Below are 21,523 nucleotides of genomic sequence, written 5' to 3' on the forward strand. Positions count from 1 at the left end.
GGCAGATTGGCGGAGGAAGGGGCGATCAGTGTAAATCTTGCTCCAGCCGCACCCGGACCACCCAGTCGCTCACGGCGCGGGTCAGGTCCTCCGGCACACTGTCCGGAAGGTGCGTGGTCTGCCGCGCCTCCTCCAACTCCCGCACGAGGCGCAGGTGTTCGGCCTGATACGCGGCGGGCAGCTCGGGAAGCGGCTCTCCCTCCCGCCCCTCGCGCTTCAAGGTCATCAGCTCGGCCAGGAAGGGAAGGCGGGCCTGCGCGTTCAGCACTTCGAGATTTGCCTCCACCTCCCCGGTTCTCAGCAGATGCAGCCCGGTGAGCACAGTGCGGAAGGCGTACAGGAGCGGCTTGACGCGGGGTACGTCCTCCCTTTCCAGCATCTCCCATTGGTTGCGGGTGAAGCCGAGGTAGTGGTGCGCGTGGTGCCGGGTCACGCACCGCCGGGCCAGGGCGGCGAGTTCCCCGTGCGCGGGTGTCGTGTGGACGACGAGCGGCGAGAGCAGTTGCTCCAGCACGTAGCCATTGCGGGTGAGAAGAAGCCGGGCGAACTTCCGCGCGTCGTGGGTCACGAGGTCGAGTTCCACCGCGCCGTCGTCCCGCTCCAGGCTGTGCGTCTCCCCGGGCGTCTCCAGCCCCAGCACCGCGTGCAGCGGCAGGACGTGGACGCCCCGCAGGTCCCAGTCGCTGTCGGGACTCGGGAAACCGTACAGGTGCGCGCCGCTCACCGTGGCGAACACGAGGGGGTGGGGGTGGGCGTGGACCGCTTCGGTCAGTTGCGGGGGGAAGGTCAGGGTCATCGTTCCCAGTCCAGCGCCGCCCGCCGGGCCCGCAGGAGCCACGCCTCCACCTGGGCGTAGTCGGGGCGTTCGGGCAGGGTCGTCCGCGCATAGGCCCGGTCGAAGTCGGCGTGGAGCGACAGCCGCCAGCGTTCGACCTCGGTCCAGGGCACGTCGCCTCGTTTGACGGCGAGCAGGGTATCCCGGTGTTCCCCCACGTGGACCCGCACCTCGCCCCGTTCCAGAACCGCGATGCCGCTCAGCAGCAGTCTCAAGAGGTGCATCGCGTGTTTCCAGCGCACCTCGCCGTGCTGCCGCAGGTCGGCCTCCAGCCGCTTGAACTGCCCCATCACGTAGCCGTTGTAGGTCTGGTAGACGAGGCGGCTCAGGAACGCCTCCCGCATGTCCAGCAACTCGGCGGCGAGCGGCGTCACCGTCTGGATGAGTGGTGAGTGCAGCACCTCCAGCACGTTCGGGTTGGCCTTGAGGGCGAGGAGGACGAACTTGCCCGCCTCCCAGTACACCTCCTCGCCGAATTCGAGCTGTTCGGGCACGCCCGCCAGGCTCCAGTGGTCGCGCGCCGGGGGGAGGTAGAAGCCGCGCAGGTCGGTGTCGCTCGCCGAGGTGTCCAGCCCGAAGGCCCGGCTGCCCACCACGCAGCGGTACTGGACGAAGGGGGCAAAGTCGCGTTCCACATCCGGCAGGGCGTTCTTCTCGTGCCGCCGAACGGTCAGGCCGCCCCGGCTGAGCGTTGCCTCCGTGCCGTCGGGGAAGCGGACCCGGTAGGCGTGGTCAGGGTCGGGAGGCGAGCGGACGACCACGGCGACGGCGCCCGCCGGGTGTCCGGCCACCGGGAGGCGCGTGACGACGCTGGTGCCTACAGGGAGAACGGGCGGCAGGGTCATGAGGTCGCCTTCCCGAACACCGCCATCTGCGTCACCGGGCCGAACGAAGGATGCACCTCGCCCACGTCCGCGAAGCGCACCGTGTAGCCGTGGTCCCGCGCCGCGCCCTCCGCCCACGCCCGGAACTCGGCGCGCGTCCACTCGAAACGGTGGTCGGTGTGCCGCATCCCGGCGTCCTCCCCGAAGACCGCGTTGTACTCGCGGTTGGGCGTCGTCACGACCACCGTCCCCGGACGCGCGTCCCCGAAAAGGTTGGTCGTTAAAGCGTTCAATCGGTGCGGTTCGAGGTGTTCGATGACCTCCACCAGGGCGGCGGCGCCAAAGCCGCGCAGCCGGGCGTCGCGGTAGGTCAGGCTGCCGTGCAGGAGGCGGACGCGCCCGGCGAGTTCGGGGCGTTCCCGCAGGTGGAGCCGCTCGGCGGCGATCTCCAGCGCCCGTGCGCTCACGTCCAGACCGACGAGTTCCCTGAACTGGGGCGCGGCGAGCAGGCGCCGCAGCAGCTTGCCCTCCCCACAGCCCAGGTCGAGGACGCGGGCGGCGCCGCTGGCCTTCAAGACCTCCGCCACCCGGTCTAGCCGCTCGTCGTGAAGGCGGGGGTGAGGGTCGCGGGGAGCGTCGTCCTCCGCCGCCTCCGGGGTGAAGTTGACCTCCGCCTGTCGCACCAGTTCCCGGAAGCGCAGGAAACGCCGGGTGATCAGCTCGCGCTCCGGGTGCGTGTCCAGCCACCCCGCCCCGTGCCGCAGCAGCTTCTCGACCTCCGCGTCGTCGAGGTAGTAGTGCTTGCGGCCGTCGAGCGCGGGCAGCAGCACGTACAGGTGGGCGAGGAGGTCTTTCAGCCGCACGGTCCCGCTCAGCCGCAGCCGGACGTAGGGCCGCTCCCCCCACTCCGGGAAGAGGGGGTCGAGGGGGACGGGCTGCGCCTCCACCGCGTACCCGAGGGGACCGAACAGCCGCGTGGGCAGGTCGGCGGGACCCCGTGCCGCCACGCAGGGCAGCTCGGCGACGAGGGGCAGCGGCGTGTCGGCCAGCGCCTGCCGTTCCTTGCTCCGCCCCGTCATCGCCGTGCCGAAGGCGTCACGCAGGGCGACCGCGAGGAAGCTGCCCCCCGCGTAGGGCCGGTCATTGACGTAGGGTTCGAGGGGAGCGCCCTCACCCGCCCGCGTGTGCCGGGACAGGGCGACCGGATCGACCTCCAGCAGCAGGGCCGCCGTGCAGCGCTCGGGACTCGCCTCCGGGTAGAAGACGGTGGAGCGCCCGAACGGCAACTCGCGCTCCAGCACGCGGTCGGGGTGCTTGTGCAGGAGGAAGCCGAGGTCGGTCGCCGGGGGAGCCCCGGAACCCGGGCGGGTGGCGGTGAGGGTGAGGAGCATCGTGGCGGGCAGGCTAGCGCGGCCCCGTTCCCACGGGCGTCCGTCATGTGGCGGAGCCGGGGAGGCGCGCGGGCTCATCGGCGCCCCTTACAATCGGGGCTGATGCTGTGGACCCGGCCCCTGACCATGCTGCGGCTGCTCGCGCTGCTGGTCGCCTCGGAACTCGTGCGGACCGGCTTTTTCGTGTCGGCGCTGCCGCTGGCGGGGCCGGGGCTGGGGCTGGGCGCGGCGGTGATCGGGCTGATGGTGGGCGGCCACTACCTCGCCGACGCGCTCGCCAAGGGCCCCCTGGGGCTCCTGACGGAACGCTGGGGGCTGGGCCGGGTGCTGGGGCTGGGGGCGGCGCTGGGTTTGGCGGCGGTATTGGGCGCCCGCCTCGCCCCGTCCCCGGGGTGGGGGGTGCTGGGCTGCGCGGTGTGGGGCCTCGCCTACGCCGCCCTCTGGCCGGGCGTGATGAGCACGTCGCAGGCCCTGGCGCGGCCCGGGCGCACGGCGCGGGCGCTGGCCGTCTCCAGCCTCAGCGTGGCCCCCGCCATCCTCGGCGGCGTGCTGGGGGTGGGGCCGCTGATGCAGGCGCGGCCGGAGACGGCGTGGACGCTGCTCGTGGGGGCGCAGGTCGTCGCCCTCGTCCTCGCCCTGAGCCTGTGGGGGCTGCGGCTGCCCCGCGCGGAGGGGGAGGGCGCGGGCCGCGTGAACGTGTGGCGCGGCTGGTCGCGCGTCGCGGTGCTGCTTCCCGCCGCCTTCGCGCAGACGCTCGCGCCGGGACTGCTCGTCACCGTGTTCTATCCGCTGCTCGCCCGGCTGGAGCTGGGACTCGGGGACCTGATCGGGCCGGGGCTGCTCGCGCTCGCGGTGTTCGGGGTTTCGTTCTGGGGGGCGGGCCGCGTCGCCGATCAGGCCCACCCGCGCCGCGCCCTCGCGCCGGGTCTGCTGCTCCTCGCCCTGACCTTCGGGGCGGCGGCCCTGCCGGGGGTGGAGGAGCGGCTGTGGCTGCTCGCACCCCTCCTCGGCGTGGGGTACGGCGCCTTCGTGGTGGGGTGGAACGGGCTGGTCGGGCGCGTGCTCCCCGAGGCCCACCGCGCCGCCGCCTGGGGCACGGTCATGGCGGTCGAGGCGCTGGGCTACGCCGTCGGGCCCGTCCTCGGCGGCGCCCTCTGGGCGAGCTTCGGCCCGGCGGGGGTCTTCACCCTGGGGGCCGCCGTCTTCCTCCTCGCCGAGTGCTACTACCTGCTGCCGGGCCGCTCGGTCACGCGCCCCCTGCCCCAGCCCAGGGGCGAGGGGCTGTGACCGGAACGTCCGACGGTCACAGCCCCTCGGGCTCGATCAGGAGCGGTTCCTCCACCTCGAAGGCCTCGGCGTAGCGCACCCGGGCGAGGGTGCCCCAGTACATCAGGCGGGCGCGGCGGCGCTCCACGACCTCGGGGGTGACCGTCTCGGAGACGTGCCCGCCCGCGAACTGGCTGGCGTGCGCGCGGATGGCGGCCTCCCACCCGGTCATGACGGCCCCCACGTCCACGAGCACGTTCGCCGCGATGTCCCCGTTCCCCTGGTAGAGCAGCACCCGGGAGACGCGGTGCGGTTCGCCCTCCAACTCCGCTTTTCTCAGCCCGGCAAGGTGCAGCGCCCGCCGCGCGAGGTGGTACGTGCCGAGGTGGTCCGGGTGGCGGTCTTTGTGGTGCGGCACGATGAGCACGCGCGGGCGCACCTCGCGCAGCACGCGGGCGAGGGCATGGGCCCCCTGCGGCGTGTCGCTCAGCTCCCCATCCGGCAAGCCGAGCTGCCCGCGCCACGCGAGGCCCAGAATCCGCGCTGCCTGGGCGCACTCCGCCGCCCGCTCCGCCGGGGTGCCCTGGGTGCCGCGCTCGCCGCGCGAGAGTTCGAGGACGCCGACCGGCCGCCCCGCCCCGGACAGCCGCAGCAGCGTCCCGCCCGCCCCGATCTCGGCGTCGTCGGGGTGGGGGGCCAGGCACAGCCAGTCGAGGGGCTGCGGGGCCCCGAAGGTCGTCTCGAAGGGCGGGTGCGCCGTCATGCCCCGCAGGATAGGGCGGACCTCGCCACAACGGGGCAATAAAAAAGCCGCCTCTCGGGCGGTGATGAAAAGAAGATAGCGTGGTATGCACGGGAAGTCAACTTATGCGTCCGAGTCCTGACCGTCCAGCAGGCCCGTGGGAAAACCGTCGATGCTGCGCAGGTTCTTGCGCCCCCAGTAGTCCCTCAGTCCGTCCTCGCCCCACGCCTCCGCCTGGCGGGTCAGGGCCGTGCGGTCCTCCCGGAAGTCGAGAAGCGGCACGCCGAAGCCGCAGGAGGTCTGCACGAGGTCCACGCGCAGTTCGGTGATCTGACGTGTGCCGGGCAGGAGGGTGAAGGCCGGGGCGCGGGCCTCGAACTCGGGCGTCCCCAGGGCCAGCGTGCGCCCCGTGCCGTACAGCCGCAGGATGAGCGGCGGGCCCTCGAACGCACAGAACATCAGGGTGAGACGGGGGGAAAGGCGCAGGTGCGCGGCCGTCTCGTTGCCGCTCCCCGTCAGGTCGAGGTACGCGACGGTGTGGTCGTCCAGCACCCGCAGGGTGTCCAGCCCCCTGGGCGAGATGTTGACCCGCCCCTCCGGCGCCGCGCTGCCCGTGAAAAAGACGTGCTGGCGGGCGATGAACTGTGCATGTTCGGGCAGGATGCGGTCAAACTGCTTCGCCATCCGTCCAGGGTAAAGCGTCCCCACCAAAGAGAAAGAGGCCCCCAGGTGGGAGCCCCTCTTCCGTCGGGTTGCGCTCAGACCGCGAGCACCTGGCGACCGTTGTAGTAGCCGCAGCTCGGGCAGATGTGGTGGCTGAGCTTCTTGGCGTGGCAGTGGGGGCACTCGCCCAGGGTGGGGGGGGTCAGCGCGTGGTGGCTGCGGCGCATGTCGCGCTTGCTCTTGCTCGTCTTCTTTTTGGGAACGGGGTGCTTCGCCATGATCTTTCTCCTCGGGAAGCCGCTCGGCGTCTGGGACTGGTGGAACGCTGCCGGGGCTTTTCTGCTCAGCCCTCGTGGGCGAGACAACAGCCGGGAGTATAACACGGCTGCCCGGAAGGAGGCGAGGGGGCCGGGTTAGCGGCTCGGCCCCGTGCGGGAGGCCGCGCGGGGTGAGGGCCGGTCACGTCCGCTCGCCCGAGGTCCTCGGGGTAAGGGTGAGGACTGGGCCTCCCTCCTGCCGCTCAGCCTGCCCGTGCCGCGCGTTATCCGTAGCCTGTCTCGTCCCACACGTCCGAGGTCGTCGGTGCCCGCGCCACACCCACGTCAACCTGTCCCGGTGTGGGAATCCTCCGGGAGGCGTTCTAGAGTGCTGGCGTGCAAGAACTCGCGCTGCCTCCGGTCACGCTGGCGCAGGGGCTGTATTTCCTCGATCTGCTGGGGGTGCTCGCCTTCAGCATGTCGGGGGCGCTGCTCGGCGTCCGCAGGCAGTTCGACCTCTTCGGCGTCCTAGTGCTCGGGTGCGTGACCGCCGTAGGGGGCGGGGCGATCCGCGACAGCCTGACCGGGGTAACCCTGCCCCTCTTCCTGCGCGACGAGACGTACCTGTGGGTGGCGCTCGCGGGGGCGGCCCTGAGCTTCGGCTTCGGGGAGCGGCTCGCCCGCTTCGAAAAGGCCCTGCGGGTATTCGACTCGCTGGGCCTGAGCCTCTTCGCCGCCTCAGGGGCGCTCGGCGCCATCGCCGCCGGGCTGGGGCCGCTGGGGGTGGTCTTCGCGGGAATGCTCAGCGGGGTGGGGGGCGGCATCATCCGCGACCTGATCGTGGGCCAGGTCCCCGAGGTGATGTACCGCCGCGACCAGCTCTACGCCACCGCCGCCGCCGGGGGTGCCCTCGTCGTGTACCTCCTCCACCCGCACCTCACGCCCTTCCAGGCCCAGCTCGGCGGGGTGTTCACCGTCCTGCTGCTGCGCTGGGTGTCGCGTCGGGGGTGGGTACGGCTGCCCGTGCGGCGGCTGCCGGGGGGATGAGGAGCCGTCAGCTCTCAGCAGTCAGCCTTCAGCGGCGGGAGGCTTGGGATGACGTTTCAGGGTTTTTCTGAAGGCTGAGAGCTGACGGCTGACCGCTCCCCCATCCCCTACACTGTCCCCACCATGTCTAAACAAGACTCCCGGCTCGCCGGATTCCGCACCCGTGCCGTTCACGCGGGGCACGGCCTCGACCCGGTGACGGGGGCCCACGCCGTGCCCATCTACGCCACGTCCACCTTCGGCTACGGCAGCGCCGAGCGCGGCGCCCGCCTCTTCGCGGGGGAGGAACAGGGTTACTTCTACTCGCGGCTCTCCAACCCCACCGTGCGCGCCTTCGAGGAGAAGGTGGCGAGCCTGGAAGGGGCGGAGGACGCCGTGGCCTTCGGCAGCGGCATGGGCGCGGCGAGCGCGGTCGCCCTGACCCTGCTGGCCTCCGGCGACGAGGTGGCCTTCGTCGGTCCCCTCTACGGCGGCACCGAGGGGCTGCTGCGCGACATCCTGGGCCGCTTCGGCGTGACGGTGCGTGAGGCCGGGGACCTGGAGGCGTTGCGCGCGGCGGTAAATGACCGCACCCGGCTCGTCTGGCTGGAGACGCCCACCAACCCCACCCTGAAGGTGCTCGACCTGCGGGCCGCGGCCGAGGTGGCGCACGCGGCGGGTGCCCTCGTCGTCGTGGACAACACCTTCGCCACGCCCTACCTGACGCGCCCGCTGGAACACGGCGCCGACCTCGTGATGCACTCGGCGACCAAGTACCTCGGCGGGCACGGCGACGTGATCGCGGGGGTGGTCGCCGCCCGCGCCGAGCTGGTGGCCGAGCTGCGCCTCCACGGGCTGCGGCACGTGGGCTCGGTCCTGGGGCCCCAGGGGGCGGCCCTGCTGCTGCGCGGCCTCAAGACGCTGCCGCTGCGGATGGAGGCCCACTGCGCGAATGCGGCGGCGCTGGCGGAGGCCCTTCAGGGTCACCCTGCGCTGAGGGCCCTGCACTACCCCGGCCTGCCCACCCACCCGGGCCACGCGGTCGCCGCCCGGCAGATGCGTGCGTTCGGCGGCCTGCTCAGCCTCGACCTGGGGACGCGGGAGGCGGCCTTCGCCTTCCTCGACGGGCTGCGGCTCTTTACCCAGGCGGTCAGCCTGGGCGACGTGGAAAGCCTCTCGTGCCACCCGGGCAGCACCACCCACCACCTCCTCGGCGAGGAGACGCTGGCGCGCCAGGGCGTCACGCCGGGCCTGGTGCGCCTCTCGGTGGGCATCGAGGACGCGGAGGATTTGATTGCGGACGTGCGGGCGGCGTTAGAACGGGTGCCCGTGGCCGCCGGGCGCTGAGCGGTTCGGCAGCATCGCCCACCGTCTGAACCGGACGCGTCACGGTACAACGCGGCCATGATCCAGCCGGAACGGGTGCAGATGCTGAGGCCGGGCGAGCCGGGGCGGGACGGCTTCGTCCTGCTGTGGGTGCAGTCCAGCGTGCGGACGCGGGACAACCACGCCCTCGAATACGCGGCGGGGGAGGCAAGAAGGCTAGGCCAGCCCCTCGCCGCCGTCTTCGGTCTGAACCCGGATTATCCGGAGGCGAACGCCCGGCACTTCCAATACCTGCTGGAGGGGCTGCGCGATTTAAGGGGAGGGCTTGCCGAACGCGGCATTCCCCTCTCCATCCGCATCGGCCACACGCCCGACGAGGTGTTGAAAGCCGCTCAGGGTGCCAGTCTCGTCGTCACCGACCGGGGGTACCTGCGCCCTGGCCGCCAGTGGCGCCGGAGCCTCGCCGAGCGGCTGAGCGTGCCCTTCGTGCAGGTCGAGTCCGACGCGGTGGTGCCCATCCGCACGGTGTCGGACAAGCAGGAGTTCGCCGCACGGACCCTCCGGCCCAAGCTTCACCGCCACCTCGAACACTTCCTCGTGCCCGTGGACGTGCAAGACGGCGTGCAGGGGCACCCCGACTGGGACCCCGGCCTCGATGTGGGCGACCCCGCCCTGACTGTCCGTGCCCTCGGCGTGGACAACAGCGTCCCCCCCGGCGAGGAGGGGGGCGGCGAGGTGAAGGCCCTCGCGCGGCTGGACCACTTCGTCTCCCGCCTGTTGCCCCGCTACGACTCCGGGCGGCGCGACCCCAACGTGGACGGGGGCAGCCGCCTGAGCGCGTACCTTCATTACGGTCACCTCTCGCCCCTGACGGCGGCCCTCGCGGCGCGCGAGCACTCGGACGGCGGGCCCGGCCTGGACGCCTTTTTCGAGGAGATGATCGTCCGGCGCGAACTCAGCTTCAACTACTGCGAGTTCAACCCCGCCTACGACCGCTATGAGGGTCTGCCAGCCTGGACCCGGCAGACGCTGGAGGAGCACGCCGCCGATCCCCGCCCCCACCTCTACACCCGGGAGCAACTCGACGCCGCGCAGACCCACGACCGCTACTGGAACGCCGCCCACACCGAGATGGTCCGCACGGGCCGGATGCACAACGCCATGCGGATGTACTGGGGCAAGAAGATTCTGGAGTGGACCGCCACGCCGCAGGAGGCCTACGACACGACCCTGTGGCTGAACAACCGCTACGAACTCGACGGCCGCGACGCCAACTCTTACGTCAGCGTGGGCTGGGTCTTCGGCCTGCACGACCGCCCGTGGGCGCGGCGCCCCATCTTCGGCACCGTGCGTTACCTCGCCGAGAGCGGCCTGAACCGCAAGTTCGACGCGGAGGCCTACGCGCGCCGCTGGACCTGAGAAAAGTCACACCCCTGAGCATCTTGCACACCTCACTCAAGCCGGGGTGCTATGCTGCCGCCTGAACCGCTGGTGTCCGGTTCACACAAAACAGGGCAGCGCAAGGTCTGTCTTTCGCCTGGAAGACAGAAGACGAGGTGGAGGTGAGCGAGGTTCTGCGGATGCCTCCAGGCCCCGGCACGGGCCTACCCGACCTTCCTCCGGGAAGGTGAAGCGCGGCGATAAGCCTCTGCGGCAACGTGGGGATAAGGCCGGGCAGTGCACACCAATCAACCCAGACACCGCCTGCTCCGGTCTAACTCCGGGTGTGGGTCAAGGAGCACGTATGTGCGGAATCGTCGGCTATATCGGCACCCGGCAGGCGCAGGACGTTCTGATCTCAGGCCTTGCCAAGCTCGAATACCGGGGCTACGACAGCGCGGGCGTGGCGGTCGCGGACGGAGGCCAGATCGAAGTCAAGAAAAAGGCCGGGAAGCTCGCCAACCTCAGCGGTGAACTCAGCCATCATCCCCTGCCCGGCACCCTGGGCATCGGCCACACGCGCTGGGCCACCCACGGGCTCCCCAACGACACGAACGCCCACCCCCACGCCACCGAGGACGGCCGGATCGTCATCATCCACAACGGCATCATCGAGAACTACCTCGGGCTCAAGGAGGGGCTGATGAGCCGGGGCCACACCTTCAAGAGTGAAACCGACTCGGAGGTGCTCGCCCACCTGATCGAGGAGGCGTACACGGGCGACCTGTACGAGGCGGTGAGAACGGCCCTCTCGCAGGTGCGCGGCGCCTACGGCATCGTCGTGACGCATGTGGACCACCGGGAGATCGTGGCGGCCCGGACGGTGAGTCCGCTCGTCATGGGCGTCGGCGAGGGCGAGATGTTCCTCGCCTCCGACGTGCCCGCCCTGCTGCCGTACACGCGCAACATGGTCTTCCTGCACGACGGCGACATGGTGGTGCTGCACGACGACGGCTTCCGGGTGACGGACCTGCAAGGCAACCCGGTCGAGCGCTCCATCGACCACATCGAGTGGGACGCCGAGGCGGCGGAGAAGGGCGGCTTCGACACCTACATGCTCAAGGAGATCTACGAGCAGCCCACCGCCCTGACGAACACCCTGATCGGCCGCCTCCACGACGACACCGGCGAGGTGAACCTCGACATCGGGCTCGATCCCCAGAGCTTCAAACGCATCTCGATCATCGCCTGCGGCACGGCCTACTACGCGGGGCTGGTCGGTGAGTACCTGATCGAGCAGCTCGCCCGCATCCCGGTTGAGGTGGACGTGGCCTCCGAGTACCGCTACCGCAATCCTCTGGTCAGCGAGCAGACCCTCGCCATCGTGGTGAGCCAGTCGGGCGAGACCATCGACACGCTCGAAGCCCTGCGCGAGGCGAAAAAGGGCGGGGCGAGGACCCTCGGGGTGATCAACGCCAAGGGAAGCTCCATGACCCGTGAACTCGACGACACGCTCTACATCCACGCCGGGCCGGAGATCGGCGTGGCGAGTACCAAGGCGTACACGGCGCAGGTCAGCGCGATGCTGATGCTCGCCCTGTGGCTCGCCCGGGCGCGTGGGACGCTCACCGAGGAGCGGGCGCAGGAACTCCTGGGCGCCGCCCGCGAGCTGCCCCGCCTGGTGGAAGAAGCCCTGAGCCCCGAGCGGGTCGAGAAGATCAAGGCCGTGGCCGAGAAGTACGCGGGCGCGCGCGACTACCTCTTCCTGGGCCGCGGGGTGAACGCGCCGACCGCCCTGGAGGGAGCGCTGAAGCTCAAGGAGATCAGCTACATCCACGCGGAAGGGTACGCGGCGGGCGAGATGAAGCACGGCCCCATCGCCTTGATCGACGAGCACCTCCCCGTGGTCGTGATCGCCACCGAGAGCCCGCTGCTGGAAAAGACCATCTCCAACGTGCAGGAGGTGCGCGCCCGCTCCGGCAAGGTCATCGCGCTGCTCAGCGACGGCGACACGGAAAACGCCCGCCACGCCGACGACGTGCTGTACGTTCCCCGCGCCCACGAGGCGGTGAGCCCGGTGGTCAACGTGGTGGCGCTGCAACTGCTGAGCTACTTCACCGCGACGGCGCTCGGCAAGGACGTGGACAAGCCGCGCAACCTGGCAAAAAGCGTGACCGTGGAATAAAGAATCTTGGAGGGAAGGGAAGGAGGAGGGAGCTTCCCTTCTCCTCTCTTGTTCCCACGCTGGCACAATGGGTCACCGCAGCCCGCCCAGCGGCCCCTTTCCCAGGAGACCCCCATGCAGGACCATCCCGAGAAGAACCCCTCGCCCGTGTCGGCGCTCGATCCCGAGACGCTCTCCTTCCTTCAGGACGTGCTCGACCTCGCGCGCCGGGGAGACGCCGGGAGACTCGCCCCCCTGCTCGACCACGGGCTGCCGCCCAACCTGTGCAATCAGCGGGGCGACAGCCTGCTGATGCTCGCCAGCTACCACGGCCACCAGAACGCCGCCCGCGTGCTGCTGGAGCACGGCGCCGACCCCGAGCTGCGCAACGACCAGGGGCAGACGCCGCTGCTAGGCGCGGCCTTCAAGGGGGACGTGGCGGTGGCCGACCTCCTCCTCGCGCACGGCGCCGACGTGGAGAGCGCGGGCCCGGACGGCAAGACGGCCCTGATGCTGGCCGCCATGTTCAACCGCACGGACGTGGTGGAACTCCTCCTGGCGCGCGGCGCGGACCTCCACGCGCGGGACGCCCGGGGGATGACCGCGCTCGACGCGGCCCGGGTGATGGGCGCCCCCGACACGGCGGCCCAGTTGGAAGGGCGACCGGGAGCGGCGGTGAACCCCTGACCGGAGGCGGTCTGCCTCATTCCGCCCCCGCCAGCACGACGGACCGCTCCTCCCGGTAGGCGAGGTCCCGGGCGGTGGCCCGCGCCCCCCAGTCGCCGCGCCGGGCCTCCTCGCCCATCCAGGCGCCGCGGGTGGCCCAGTCCTCGCGGGTCGGGGCCCAGGCCCGCACGGACACGCGCCACTCCCCGTGGACGACCCAGCCCACCGCCGCCAGCCGCTCCGGCACCCCGGGCACGTCCAGCGTCGGCCCGACGTACAGGAACCGGGCCCCGGGCGCGGCGACGGCGGGGAGGTGGCGGATGATGCCCGTTGGCCCGCGCCGGGACACGATCCGGTCGAAGGGACCAGCCAGGGCGCCCGGCACCTCCCCGCGTCCGTCCCAGAGGTGGAACTCGGCGCCCGGTGCGTTCGCCCGCGCGAGGTCGAGCGGGGCGGGTTCGCGGTCGTAGGCGACCCAGCGGGCCACCCCTTCCCCGAACCGAGCGGCGTCCGGACCGTGACCGCACCCGGCCTCCAGCACCCGCACGCCCGGCCCCAGCCGTTCCTCCAGCAGGGCGTCGAAGGTCTGCTCGGGGTCGGGGCCGTCCAGCAGGTGGTTCCAGGGATGGCGGTCACCCCCCAACTCCCGGGCAACCCGGGCGGACCACTCCCGGGAATGCGGCACGTCGGTCATGGGCCCAGCATGGCACCTCCCCCAGCCTGCCGACCGCAGCGCCGGGAAACGGCCGTAAGAGATTTGAGGGTGACGGCCCGGTACGTTGGGTGAATGACCTCCCCGAAGCCGCTTCTCGGCCGTCAGCGACGGGCCGCCCTCCTGCTCGCTCTCGCCGCCCTCGGCACGGGCGGCGCCACGAGCCCGCGTCTTGACGGCCTGCTCGCCGTCAACGACGCCCCCTCGCCGTGCCAGGGGGTCCGCGTCAAGGTGTTCGAGGGGGGCCGCCTCACGGGCGAGGTCACGGTGTTGCCGGGCGGTCAGGTCAACCCCGCCGGGACCGCGAAGAAGGCGGCGCCGCGCTTCGAGAAGGGCCGCGCCTACAACCTTCAGGCGACCTGCATCAGCGTGTCGGGCGCCTTCCAGAACTCGGAGCTGAGCTTCAAGGCCGAGGGCCGGACCGTGATGGTCGTGTTCATCAAGACAGGCTTTCAGTTCCGGCGCGGCGGCCTCGCCTACTGAGGGCCCCGCGCTAGCCTGCGCTCCATGACTGGCCCCCGCCCCCCCGAACGGCCCCGCATTCTCGTCGCCAACGACGACGGCATCTTCTCGCCGGGTATCAAGGCGCTGGCCCTCGCGCTCGCCGACCTCGGCGACGTGGTGGTGGTGGCGCCCGACGTGGAGCAGTCGGCGGTCGGGCACGGCATCACCATCCGGCGCCCGCTGCGCTTCAAACACACGGCCTCAGCGGGTTTCGGCGCCCTGCCCGCCTACCGGGTGGACGGCACGCCCGCCGACTGCGTGGTGCTCGGCGCGTGGCTGCTGGGCAGGCCCGACCTCGTGGTGAGCGGCATCAACCTCGGGCCCAACCTCGGCGACGACCTGACCCACTCGGGCACGGTCGCGGCGGCCTTCGAGGGGCTGGGGCTGGGCATTCCCTCTATCGCCTTCAGCCAGCAGGGAGGCGAGGGCGGCGAGTACACCTTCACGGCGGGGGCCGCCTACGCGGCGCGGCTGGCGCGGGAGGTCCTGGCGCGGGGCCTTCCGCCGCGCGTGCTCCTCAACGTGAATTTCCCGGGCCGGATGCCGCGTGGCGTGCGGGTGACCCGGGTGGGCGACCACCGCTGGGAGGACGCCATCGTGACCCGCCAGGACCCCGAGGGCCGCGAGTACCACTGGGTCGCGGGCACCAGCCGCGCCGCCGACGCCCACGACGACCAGACCGATTACGGCGCCGTGCAGGCCGGACTGATCAGCGTGACCCCCGTCCGGCTCGACCTCACCGCCCGCGACCTGCTGGAGGAGGTCGGGGGGTATCTGCCGGACGTGTGAGGTCGTGTTCGAAACGGCTCCCGACGGGAGACCGGGCGCGTCGGCACGGCGCTGGCGGCCCCTCCCGCCTGCCCCACTGGAGGTCATTCTGCGAATCCCCTCCAGTGGGGCGAACAACAGTCCCCATTCCGGAGCTAGAGAACCTGACCGCACTGTTCCGCCCCACCCTGCGGGTGGTGGTCGGGGAGGCTGGGAGTGGTCCCCTCACCTCTGGTCGAGCACCTCGAAGGCCCACGCCCGCGCCCCCGCCGGGAGGGGCAGCGCGGGCATCTGCGCCGCCCAACGGCTCGCCACCAGGAACAGGCCCGGCTGTCCCGGGCTGCCGAGCAGTTCGGCGCCCACGAAGCCCGGCAAGTCGGGCAGCGCGGCCAGGAACGCCTCCATCTGTGCCCGCGCCGCCTCGCCGCGGGCCTCGGCGTAGTGGACGCGCAGGGGCGGCGCGGCGCTCACTCGTAGAGGGCGAGGGGGTCTTTGGGGTCCCAGCGCAGGTAGGTGCCGAAATGGAGGTGGGTCCCCGTGGAGCGCCCGGTGTTGCCCACGCGCCCGACCGGCTGACCGGCGGCGACCCGCTCCCCGGTGCGGGCGATGGTCGAACTCAGGTGCGCGTAGCGGGTAATCCAGCCGTCCGGGTGCTCCAGCACGACCGTCCAGCCCCAGCCGCGCTCGAAGTCGGCCCGCGACTCGATCACCCGGCCCGCCCGCGCGGCGAGGACGGGCGTGCCCTGCGGCGCGAGGATGTCCACCCCGTAGTGCATCTCGCGCTCGCCGCCCAGCACCCGCGGCCCGAAGTCGCTCGTGACCGCCTTGTACCCCGCCACCGGCCACAGCCACCCGTTTCGGGTGGCCGGGCCCGGCACGACCGGGGTCACGCGGATGGACGCCGTGCGCACCGTCGCGCCGGGCGTGCGGTTGCCGGGTCGGGGGGCCGGGGCACCCGCCGCCGCCGTCCGCCCGGGGATGCGCACGCTCGCCCCGGTCCACAGCGCCCGCCCGGCGTCCAGCCCCGGGTTGGCGCGCAGCAGTTGCGCGAGGGTCAGGCCGTACTGTCGGGCGATGACGGTCAGGTTCTCGCCGCTGCTGACCCGGTGGGTGCTCCCCGCCCCGGTGCGGCCAGGAAGGGTCAGGGTCTTGCCCGCCTGCACGTTGTTCGCGTTCCTCAGGCTGGGGTTCGCGGCCTTCAGGGCGGCCACACTGACGCCAGCCCGCCGCGCGATCAAGGTCAGGTTGTCGCCGGGCCGGACCCGGTAGGTCGTGGCGGCGCTCGCCAGACCCGCCAGCAGCAGGGTCAGGGTGGCGAGACTCCGCCGGACGTGGGCACGAGAGGCCGCCCCACGGCTGGAGGAGCGCCGGATGAGAACGAAGTTCACAATCGCCACCATAACGGGGGGGTCATGAACTGCATGTGAAGAATCCCGCGCCGCGTGTGGGGTTCCCCCCCGGAACCGCGTGGCAAACCTCACAGGGCGCTACCCTGCCCGCATGAGCGAGCGCCCCGCCTTCTCCCCCCCGCCGGGCTTCGCGCGCCTGCGGCTGACCCTGGCCTGGGACGGGGCGGCCTTCGCGGGGTGGCAGGCCCAACGCAACGCCCCCAGCGTGCAGGAGACGCTGCACGCCGCCTGCGCGCGGGTGGGAGGAGAGGGCGCGGCCCGCCCCGTCGCCGCCGGACGCACCGACGCCGGGGTCCACGCGGGGGCGATGCCCGCCCACCTCGACGTGCCGGACGGGTTCCGCATCCCCCCGGGGCGGCTGGCCCGCGCCCTGAACGCACACCTGCCGCCCTCCGTGGCCGTGCTGGAGGCCGCTCCCGCTCCCGGGGGCTTCCACGCCCGCTTCTCCTGCACCGAGCGGCGCTACACCTACCGGCTGCTCGCCTCGCCGCAGCGTCACCCCCTCTGGGCGGGGCGGGCGCTGCACGTTCCCGGCCCCCTCGATGTGGACGCGATGAACCGCGCCGCCTGCGCCTTAATGGGCACCCACGACTTCGCCGCCTTCGCCACCCGGGAAGACCGCCAGACCGTGCGGGAGGTGCGCGCCCTGAGCGTCCGGCCCGGTCCTCCCGTCGTCGGCGGGCGGGTGTGGGAGGTCGAGGTCGCGGGCGAGAGCTTCCTGCGCCACATGGTGCGCGGACTGGTGGGCACCCTGCTCCTCGTGGGACAGGGCAAACTCGGGCCGGAGGAGGTCGCGGGCATCCTGGCGGGCCGCCGCCGCGCGGACGCCGGGGCGAACGTGCCCGCACATGGATTGACCTTCACGGGGGCGAGTTACGCGGGGTTCGGCAAAGGGGAGTGACCCAGGGCGAGGAGATGGGCGCTGACCCCGAAAAGGGCGGGGTCCCGCTCCGTTCGGCGGATCACGTCGAGCAGTCGCCCGCGTCGTTCCGGGTCTACCCACCGCGCGTCGAAATCCGGCACGACGTTGCCCAGCCCCTCCACCGCGTAGAGGTCCACGTTCCAAAACCCGGCCTCCTCCACCTCCCGCCGCAGTTCCTCGGGGCGGTGGCAGTAGGCGGTGGTGAACCAGCCGGGGGCAGAGGCTGGCGGCTGATGGACTCCACCCTCCAGCGTCGCGTCTCTCATCGCCCGGAAGCGTTCGTCCGCGTCCATCCCCGCGAGAAGCCCGTCCACCGTGCTCGCCGTGCGGGCGATGGCCGCCGCGAGCACCACCCCGCCCGGACGTAGACAGCGCCTCGCCTCGGTCAGTGCCAACCTCCGGTCCCCCTCCCCCGTCAGGTGATAGAGCGGCCCGAACAGGAGCACGGCGTCGGCGCTCCCGTCCGGGAAGGGCAGCGCCCGCGCGTCCCCGACCGTGGCGGAGGCGAGCCCGGCCAGCGCGGGATCGGCCCGAGCCCGTTCGATGTGCCCGGCCATCGCGTCGAGCAGGTGGACGGTGTACCCCTCCTCCAGCAGCGGGCGGGCGTAGGGTCCGGTGCCCCCGCCCACGTCGAGCACGGTGGCGGGCGGGGGCGGCAGGAAGCGCGCGAGGAGTTCCCGCGTCCGCTCGAACTCCAGCCGGTTGCTCCCGCGCGTCAGGCGGTCGTGTTCCCGGTCCTGCGCGTAATACGGCGCGATCTCGTCCATAGCGCAGGGTAGGCGAGGAGTCAGCGGAGGGTATCGGCCGGATGACCTGGTGACGCCTCCCCGGCCTCGGCGACCTGACGGAGACCGCCTTCCAGCCTCGGCATCGCCGCCAGCGCGTCCCGCAGCGCCCCCGTCTGTGCCCGCAGATTCTCCAGCGCCAGGCGCCGCCGCTCGCCATTCATGAACTGCCGGGGCACCCGTTCGACCTTGGGCGGCGCGTCTTCCATGCAGCGCAGCAGGCGACCGAGCCCGGCGTGTTGCCCCCCGACCTCCGCCGCGACCCGCCGCAACCTCTCGCGGTCGGCGGGGTCCAGGGCCGCCCCATTCTCCGCCCTCTCCAGAAGCCCACGGGCCGACGCGACCTCGCCGGTCAGCCCTTCGATGGTGGCCGCCCACGCGGGCAGGCCCTGGCCCGTCTGCCGCAGGATTTCCGCGCTCACCGCCGACTCCGCGAAGCCGCGCACGAAGCGGGGGAGGGCCGCGAAGGCCGTCTCCGCCTCTGTCTTCGCGGCGTTCAGGCGCGCGAAGCCGTCCAGCACCGCCGAGGCCGCACGAAAGGTCTCCTCACGGTCGGCGGCGAACTCCACGGGCATGGCGTCGTCCATGCCCCGAGGCTAACAAAAGGGCGGGGGGCAGGAACCCGCAAGCTCCCGTCCCCTCCTTCACCTGACGCCCTCACCCCCGCCGCGTCACCCCATCGCTCGTCAGCAGGGCGCCGTAGAGGTCCGGGCGGCGGTCGCGGAAAAAGCCCATCCCGGCGCGGAACCGGCGGGCCCCGGCGAGGTCGAGGGGGTGGGTCAGCGCCCCTTCCTCCTCCTCGCCGAACTCGGCCACGAGCTCACCCGTGTAGTCGGTGATAAAGGAGTGCCCGTAGTACGTCTGGGTCACGTCCCCGACGCGCTCGGTGCCGATGCGGTTGGATGAGCCCACGTAGGTCGAGTTGCTGACCGCGTGGCCCACCATCGCCCGCTGCCACATCTGGTAGGTGTTGGGCGTCTCCACCTCGGCGGGCTCGGAGCCGATGGCGGTCGGGTAGAGCAGGAAGTCGGCGCCCTGGAGCATCATCACGCGGGCGGTCTCCGGGTACCACTGGTCCCAGCAGATGCCCACGCCGACGCGCCCGAAACGCGTCTGCCACACCCTGAAGCCGGTGTCGCCGGGGTTGAAGTAATACTTCTCCTCGTAGCCGGGGCCGTCGGGGATGTGGGTCTTGCGGTAGTTGCCGAGCACGCTGCCGTCGGCGTCGATACACACCAGCGAGTTGTAGTGCGCCTGCCCCGCCCGCTCGAAGTACGAGAGCGGCAGCACCACCCCGAGTTCGGCGGCGAGGTTCTGGAACCGCCCGATGAAGGGGTGGCCGTCCAGCGGGTGCGCGAGAGCGAAGTAGTCCTCGCGCTCCACCTGACAGAAGTAGAGGTTCTCGAAGAGTTCGGGCAGCAGCACCACCCCGGCGCCTTGCCGCGCGGCGTCCCGGACGTGCGCCTCGGCGCGGCTCACGTTGTCCTCCAGCCGGTCGGTCATGTGCATCTGGATCACGGCGAGGGTCACGGGGTCAGACATGGCTCTTCTCCTTTGGGTGCGGCTCCTGAGAATGCGAAGGCAGGCCGAGGCGGCGGGCCACCTCACCTTTCGGGCGGGTCAGACCGCTGCGAGCGTCCAGATACTCGCGGTAGACGGGATCGAAAGAATGGACGAGGACGGCCATCACCCCGTGGTGGTTGACCTCCAGCCCGGCGATCACGAAGCCCGCCCGCAGCTTGGGCACGAGGACGGCGTTGTTGGTGGCGTGGTGATGACTGCGGACCACGGTGTAGCCCTCGTCCCGGAAGGTGGTGAGCAGGTGCGCGAGGAGCCGGGTGTACAGGCCGCGTCCCCGGTGCCCCGGCAGCAGGGCCGTGTTGCTCATGTACAGGGTGCGCTCGTCCCATCCCCGGGCGGAGTGCCAGCCCACGACCTCGCCGCCGCGCGCGATCAGCCACGCGAAGGTCGGAGTGTCGGGCCGGGGCAGCCTCGGCGTCTCGCCCCAGTCGAAGGTCGCCGTGTCGTAGGCGCAGCTTTCCAACTGCGCGTACACCTCGCGGTAAACGTCGTTGGAGACGGTGTGGACGGTGTAGCCGTCGCCGAGATCGAAGGCGGGCTCGGTTCCGGCGGGAAGGGACACGCTGACCGGCTCCCCCTGCGCCGCCCTCCCGGCCACGTCGCCCAGCCCCAGCCGCCGCGCCACCTCGCCCGACGCCTGCCGAAAGCCGCTGCGGACGTGCATGGCCTCCCGGTAGCCACCGTCGAGGCTCAGCGTCAGCGCCACGTTCACTCCACCCTCGTACAGGTTCAGTCCCTGGAGGAAGAACCCGGCGCGCAGCTTGGGCACGATCACCCGGTTGTTGGTGGCGCGGTGGTGGCTCTGCACCAGGGTATAGCCCGCCTCGCGGAAGGTGTCGAGGAGATGCGGCAGGAGCCGGGTGTACAGCCCTTTCCCCTGGTGCTCCGGCAGAATCCCGGTATCTGCCATGTACACCGCGCGCTCGCCTTGCTGGTGGGCGTGGTGCCAGCCGATCAGGTTCTCCCCGTGGTAGAGGCCCCACTGGAAGCTTTCGCCAAGGGGTCGTGGCGCCTTGGTCGGCGGGTCGAAGGCATACAGCGAGCCCCCGCCGAAAATGCGTCCCTCCAGCCGGGCGCACGCCTCACGGTACGCCTCCAGGCTGATGGGCCGCGCCTCGTACCCGTCCCTAAGCGCGACTACCCGCCCGTCCACGGCTCTCCCACGGGCTGCTGCTGGGTCATGCAGTGGAAGCTGCCGCCGCCCTCGATGATCTTGCGGCTGGAGAGCCCGATCACCTCCCGCCCGGGGAAGAGGGGCCGCAGCACCTCCAGCGCCCGCTCGTCGTTGGGGTCCCCGTACTGCGGGACGACCACGAACCCGTTCCCGACGTAGAAGTTCGCGTAGGTGGGCGGCAGACGGCCCTCTGCCCCCTCCAGCCGGTTCACCGGGAGGGGCAACTCCACGATGCGGAAGGGTCGCCCCCGCGCGTCTGTCATCGCCCGCAGGTCCGCGAGGTTCTTCGCCATGACGGGGTGGTTGGCGTCCGAGGGGTCCTCCGCCACGCTCGTCACGATGGTGCGCTCGTCCGTGAAACGGGTGATCGTGTCGATGTGCCCGTCAGTGTGGTCGTTCTCCAACCCGCCATCCAACCACAGCAGCTTCTCCACCCCGAGGGTGTCGCTCAGCAGGGCCGCGTAGTCCTCCTCGGTTAGGCCCGGGTTGCGCGCCTCGCTCAGGAAGCACGAGCGGGTGGTCAGGCCCACGCGCGCGCCGTTGACCTCCAGGCCGCCGCCCTCCAGCACCTCGGGGCGGTCCCAGTGCCTTATGCCGAGGAAGGCGGCGACGTACTCGGGCACCTCGTCGTCCTGCTCCCAGCGGAACTTGCCGCCCCAGGCATTGAATTTCCAGTTGATGAGGGAGAGCGCAGGCGGCTGAGCGGCGGGTGAGGGGACCTGCGCCGACCCGTCCCCCGTCACCCGGTCCTCACGCGTCACAAAGATCGGCCCGTTGTCCCGAATCCACACGTCGTCGAGGGGGACGCGGTGGAGGGTCACGTCCACCCCATCGCCCAGCCGCCGCCGCGCGTCTCCTTCGCTCTCCTCGTCGCGCACGAGGAGGTGAACGGGCTCGAAGCGGGCAATCGTGCGCACCAGCTCCGCGAACTCGGCGCGCACGCCCTCCAGGTGGCCGAACCACAGCTCGTCGTCACCGGGCCAGCTCATCCAGGTCGCCGCGTGGGGGGCCCACTCGGGCGGCATGGCGAAGCCCGACTCGCGCGGGGTGGGGTCCTGCGGGGTCAGGTGCGCGGCGGTGGGAGAGGGGGGGCGGGACGTGCTCACGGCGCGCATTGTCGCACCCCCG

General features: G+C 71.7%; 23 protein-coding genes. 9 read left to right on the top strand and 14 right to left on the bottom strand.

The features are described 5' to 3' along the window. Window positions 1–25: 25 nt before the first annotated feature. From IC605_RS11900 to IC605_RS11910, 3 genes are read right to left on the bottom strand one after another with little or no spacing between them, the layout of a single operon-like run. Window positions 26–796: a nucleotidyltransferase domain-containing protein gene (locus IC605_RS11900; protein ID WP_246580733.1), complete on the bottom strand. Its 771-nt coding sequence runs from the start codon at window positions 794–796 to the stop codon at window positions 26–28. After that, the gene (locus tag IC605_RS11905; RefSeq protein WP_216323883.1) at window positions 793–1,680 is read right to left on the bottom strand and encodes a nucleotidyltransferase domain-containing protein; all 888 of its coding nucleotides are present in this window, start codon (window positions 1,678–1,680) and stop codon (window positions 793–795) included. Before IC605_RS11905 ends, IC605_RS11900 begins: the two co-directional genes overlap by 4 nt. After that, a complete protein-coding gene (locus tag IC605_RS11910; RefSeq protein ID WP_216323886.1) occupies window positions 1,677–3,050 on the bottom strand; it encodes a 3' terminal RNA ribose 2'-O-methyltransferase Hen1 in 1,374 nt (457 codons plus the stop codon). Before IC605_RS11910 ends, IC605_RS11905 begins: the two co-directional genes overlap by 4 nt. A 102-nt stretch (window positions 3,051–3,152) precedes the next feature. Here IC605_RS11910 and IC605_RS11915 point away from each other — a divergent pair, with 102 nt between their 5' ends. After that, window positions 3,153–4,337: an MFS transporter gene (locus IC605_RS11915; RefSeq protein WP_216323889.1), complete on the top strand. Its 1,185-nt coding sequence runs from the start codon at window positions 3,153–3,155 to the stop codon at window positions 4,335–4,337. 16 nt (window positions 4,338–4,353) lie between these two features. Here IC605_RS11915 and bshB1 read toward each other — a convergent pair whose 3' ends face one another. From bshB1 to rpmF, 3 genes are all read right to left on the bottom strand, one after another. Further along, the gene (bshB1, locus tag IC605_RS11920; protein ID WP_216323892.1) at window positions 4,354–5,079 is read right to left on the bottom strand and encodes a bacillithiol biosynthesis deacetylase BshB1; all 726 of its coding nucleotides are present in this window, start codon (window positions 5,077–5,079) and stop codon (window positions 4,354–4,356) included. A gap of 102 nt (window positions 5,080–5,181) precedes the next feature. Further along, the gene (locus IC605_RS11925) at window positions 5,182–5,742 is read right to left on the bottom strand and encodes a pyridoxamine 5'-phosphate oxidase family protein (RefSeq protein WP_216323895.1); all 561 of its coding nucleotides are present in this window, start codon (window positions 5,740–5,742) and stop codon (window positions 5,182–5,184) included. A gap of 74 nt (window positions 5,743–5,816) precedes the next feature. Next, window positions 5,817–5,999 carry a 50S ribosomal protein L32 gene (gene rpmF, locus IC605_RS11930; RefSeq protein ID WP_102126070.1) on the bottom strand — a complete coding sequence of 61 codons (183 nt, stop codon included), beginning with the start codon at window positions 5,997–5,999 and terminating at the stop codon, window positions 5,817–5,819. A gap of 375 nt (window positions 6,000–6,374) precedes the next feature. Here rpmF and IC605_RS11935 point away from each other — a divergent pair, with 375 nt between their 5' ends. The 5 genes from IC605_RS11935 (at window position 6,375) to IC605_RS11955 (ending at window position 12,561) form a co-directional block, all read left to right on the top strand. Next, the gene (locus tag IC605_RS11935; protein WP_216323898.1) at window positions 6,375–7,025 is read left to right on the top strand and encodes a trimeric intracellular cation channel family protein; all 651 of its coding nucleotides are present in this window, start codon (window positions 6,375–6,377) and stop codon (window positions 7,023–7,025) included. A 123-nt stretch (window positions 7,026–7,148) separates the two neighbouring features. Then, window positions 7,149–8,351 (top strand): trans-sulfuration enzyme family protein, encoded by a 1,203-nt coding sequence (locus IC605_RS11940; protein WP_216323901.1) that lies wholly within the window; start codon window positions 7,149–7,151, stop codon window positions 8,349–8,351. 57 nt (window positions 8,352–8,408) lie between these two features. Beyond that, the gene (locus tag IC605_RS11945; protein ID WP_246580734.1) at window positions 8,409–9,749 is read left to right on the top strand and encodes a deoxyribodipyrimidine photo-lyase; all 1,341 of its coding nucleotides are present in this window, start codon (window positions 8,409–8,411) and stop codon (window positions 9,747–9,749) included. 325 nt (window positions 9,750–10,074) lie between these two features. Then, complete coding sequence (gene glmS / locus IC605_RS11950) at window positions 10,075–11,895, top strand: glutamine--fructose-6-phosphate transaminase (isomerizing) (RefSeq protein WP_216323904.1); 1,821 nt, start codon at window positions 10,075–10,077, stop codon at window positions 11,893–11,895. Window positions 11,896–12,009: 114 nt separating this feature from the next. After that, complete coding sequence (locus IC605_RS11955; RefSeq protein WP_216323907.1) at window positions 12,010–12,561, top strand: ankyrin repeat domain-containing protein; 552 nt, start codon at window positions 12,010–12,012, stop codon at window positions 12,559–12,561. Window positions 12,562–12,577: 16 nt separating this feature from the next. Here IC605_RS11955 and IC605_RS11960 read toward each other — a convergent pair whose 3' ends face one another. Next, on the bottom strand, window positions 12,578–13,234 hold the full coding sequence (locus IC605_RS11960; RefSeq protein WP_216323910.1) for a class I SAM-dependent methyltransferase: 657 nt from the start codon (window positions 13,232–13,234) through the stop codon (window positions 12,578–12,580). Between the two features lie 93 nt (window positions 13,235–13,327). On the opposite strand from IC605_RS11960, the gene IC605_RS11965 reads away from it, so the two are divergent. Both IC605_RS11965 and surE read left to right on the top strand, forming a co-directional pair. After that, a complete protein-coding gene (locus IC605_RS11965) occupies window positions 13,328–13,735 on the top strand; it encodes a hypothetical protein (RefSeq protein ID WP_246580735.1) in 408 nt (135 codons plus the stop codon). A gap of 24 nt (window positions 13,736–13,759) precedes the next feature. Further along, window positions 13,760–14,545: a 5'/3'-nucleotidase SurE gene (surE, locus tag IC605_RS11970; protein WP_216323913.1), complete on the top strand. Its 786-nt coding sequence runs from the start codon at window positions 13,760–13,762 to the stop codon at window positions 14,543–14,545. 204 nt (window positions 14,546–14,749) lie between these two features. Here surE and IC605_RS11975 read toward each other — a convergent pair whose 3' ends face one another. Both IC605_RS11975 and IC605_RS11980 read right to left on the bottom strand, forming a co-directional pair. Next, entirely contained in the window at window positions 14,750–14,995 is a 246-nt protein-coding gene (locus IC605_RS11975) for a hypothetical protein (RefSeq protein WP_343216594.1), read from the bottom strand. After that, entirely contained in the window at window positions 14,992–15,912 is a 921-nt protein-coding gene (locus tag IC605_RS11980) for a M23 family metallopeptidase (RefSeq protein ID WP_343216595.1), read from the bottom strand. Before IC605_RS11980 ends, IC605_RS11975 begins: the two co-directional genes overlap by 4 nt. A 112-nt stretch (window positions 15,913–16,024) precedes the next feature. Here IC605_RS11980 and truA point away from each other — a divergent pair, with 112 nt between their 5' ends. Next, the gene (gene truA, locus IC605_RS11985) at window positions 16,025–16,834 is read left to right on the top strand and encodes a tRNA pseudouridine(38-40) synthase TruA (RefSeq protein WP_216323936.1); all 810 of its coding nucleotides are present in this window, start codon (window positions 16,025–16,027) and stop codon (window positions 16,832–16,834) included. Here truA and IC605_RS11990 read toward each other — a convergent pair. The 5 genes from IC605_RS11990 to IC605_RS12010 all read right to left on the bottom strand — a co-directional run bounded on the left by IC605_RS11990 (window position 16,807) and on the right by IC605_RS12010 (window position 21,510). Further along, entirely contained in the window at window positions 16,807–17,622 is an 816-nt protein-coding gene (locus tag IC605_RS11990; protein WP_216323939.1) for a class I SAM-dependent methyltransferase, read from the bottom strand. The two genes, truA and IC605_RS11990, sit on opposite strands and share 28 nt — an antisense overlap. Window positions 17,623–17,642: 20 nt before the next feature. Next, the gene (locus tag IC605_RS11995) at window positions 17,643–18,227 is read right to left on the bottom strand and encodes a hypothetical protein (RefSeq protein ID WP_216323942.1); all 585 of its coding nucleotides are present in this window, start codon (window positions 18,225–18,227) and stop codon (window positions 17,643–17,645) included. Window positions 18,228–18,297: 70 nt separating this feature from the next. Continuing rightward, a complete protein-coding gene (gene aguB / locus IC605_RS12000; protein ID WP_216323946.1) occupies window positions 18,298–19,182 on the bottom strand; it encodes an N-carbamoylputrescine amidase in 885 nt (294 codons plus the stop codon). Further along, window positions 19,175–20,374: a GNAT family N-acetyltransferase gene (locus tag IC605_RS12005; protein ID WP_216323949.1), complete on the bottom strand. Its 1,200-nt coding sequence runs from the start codon at window positions 20,372–20,374 to the stop codon at window positions 19,175–19,177. Before IC605_RS12005 ends, aguB begins: the two co-directional genes overlap by 8 nt. Continuing rightward, the gene (locus tag IC605_RS12010) at window positions 20,359–21,510 is read right to left on the bottom strand and encodes an agmatine deiminase family protein (protein ID WP_216323952.1); all 1,152 of its coding nucleotides are present in this window, start codon (window positions 21,508–21,510) and stop codon (window positions 20,359–20,361) included. Before IC605_RS12010 ends, IC605_RS12005 begins: the two co-directional genes overlap by 16 nt. Between the last annotated feature and the right edge of the window lie 13 nt (window positions 21,511–21,523).

This window comes from Deinococcus aestuarii (assembly GCF_018863415.1).
Taxonomy (GTDB): Bacteria; Deinococcota; Deinococci; order Deinococcales; family Deinococcaceae; genus Deinococcus; species Deinococcus aestuarii.

Bases quoted from the DNA above. Each gene is read 5' to 3' on its own strand.
- IC605_RS11965 (WP_246580735.1), top strand. From the start codon at position 13,328: ATGACCTCCCCGAAGCCGCTTCTCGGCCGTCAGCGACGGGCCGCCCTC.
- IC605_RS11960 (WP_216323910.1), bottom strand. From the start codon at position 13,234: ATGACCGACGTGCCGCATTCCCGGGAGTGGTCCGCCCGGGTTGCCCGG.
- surE (WP_216323913.1), top strand. From the start codon at position 13,760: ATGACTGGCCCCCGCCCCCCCGAACGGCCCCGCATTCTCGTCGCCAAC.
- IC605_RS11995 (WP_216323942.1), bottom strand. From the start codon at position 18,227: ATGGACGACGCCATGCCCGTGGAGTTCGCCGCCGACCGTGAGGAGACC.
- rpmF (WP_102126070.1), bottom strand. From the start codon at position 5,999: ATGGCGAAGCACCCCGTTCCCAAAAAGAAGACGAGCAAGAGCAAGCGC.
- IC605_RS11955 (WP_216323907.1), top strand. From the start codon at position 12,010: ATGCAGGACCATCCCGAGAAGAACCCCTCGCCCGTGTCGGCGCTCGAT.
- glmS (WP_216323904.1), top strand. From the start codon at position 10,075: ATGTGCGGAATCGTCGGCTATATCGGCACCCGGCAGGCGCAGGACGTT.
- IC605_RS11990 (WP_216323939.1), bottom strand. From the start codon at position 17,622: ATGGACGAGATCGCGCCGTATTACGCGCAGGACCGGGAACACGACCGC.
- IC605_RS11940 (WP_216323901.1), top strand. From the start codon at position 7,149: ATGTCTAAACAAGACTCCCGGCTCGCCGGATTCCGCACCCGTGCCGTT.
- IC605_RS11915 (WP_216323889.1), top strand. From the start codon at position 3,153: ATGCTGTGGACCCGGCCCCTGACCATGCTGCGGCTGCTCGCGCTGCTG.
- IC605_RS11945 (WP_246580734.1), top strand. From the start codon at position 8,409: ATGATCCAGCCGGAACGGGTGCAGATGCTGAGGCCGGGCGAGCCGGGG.
- aguB (WP_216323946.1), bottom strand. From the start codon at position 19,182: ATGTCTGACCCCGTGACCCTCGCCGTGATCCAGATGCACATGACCGAC.
- bshB1 (WP_216323892.1), bottom strand. From the start codon at position 5,079: ATGACGGCGCACCCGCCCTTCGAGACGACCTTCGGGGCCCCGCAGCCC.
- IC605_RS11910 (WP_216323886.1), bottom strand. From the start codon at position 3,050: ATGCTCCTCACCCTCACCGCCACCCGCCCGGGTTCCGGGGCTCCCCCG.
- IC605_RS11905 (WP_216323883.1), bottom strand. From the start codon at position 1,680: ATGACCCTGCCGCCCGTTCTCCCTGTAGGCACCAGCGTCGTCACGCGC.
- truA (WP_216323936.1), top strand. From the start codon at position 16,025: ATGAGCGAGCGCCCCGCCTTCTCCCCCCCGCCGGGCTTCGCGCGCCTG.
- IC605_RS11925 (WP_216323895.1), bottom strand. From the start codon at position 5,742: ATGGCGAAGCAGTTTGACCGCATCCTGCCCGAACATGCACAGTTCATC.
- IC605_RS12010 (WP_216323952.1), bottom strand. From the start codon at position 21,510: ATGCGCGCCGTGAGCACGTCCCGCCCCCCCTCTCCCACCGCCGCGCAC.
- IC605_RS11900 (WP_246580733.1), bottom strand. From the start codon at position 796: ATGACCCTGACCTTCCCCCCGCAACTGACCGAAGCGGTCCACGCCCAC.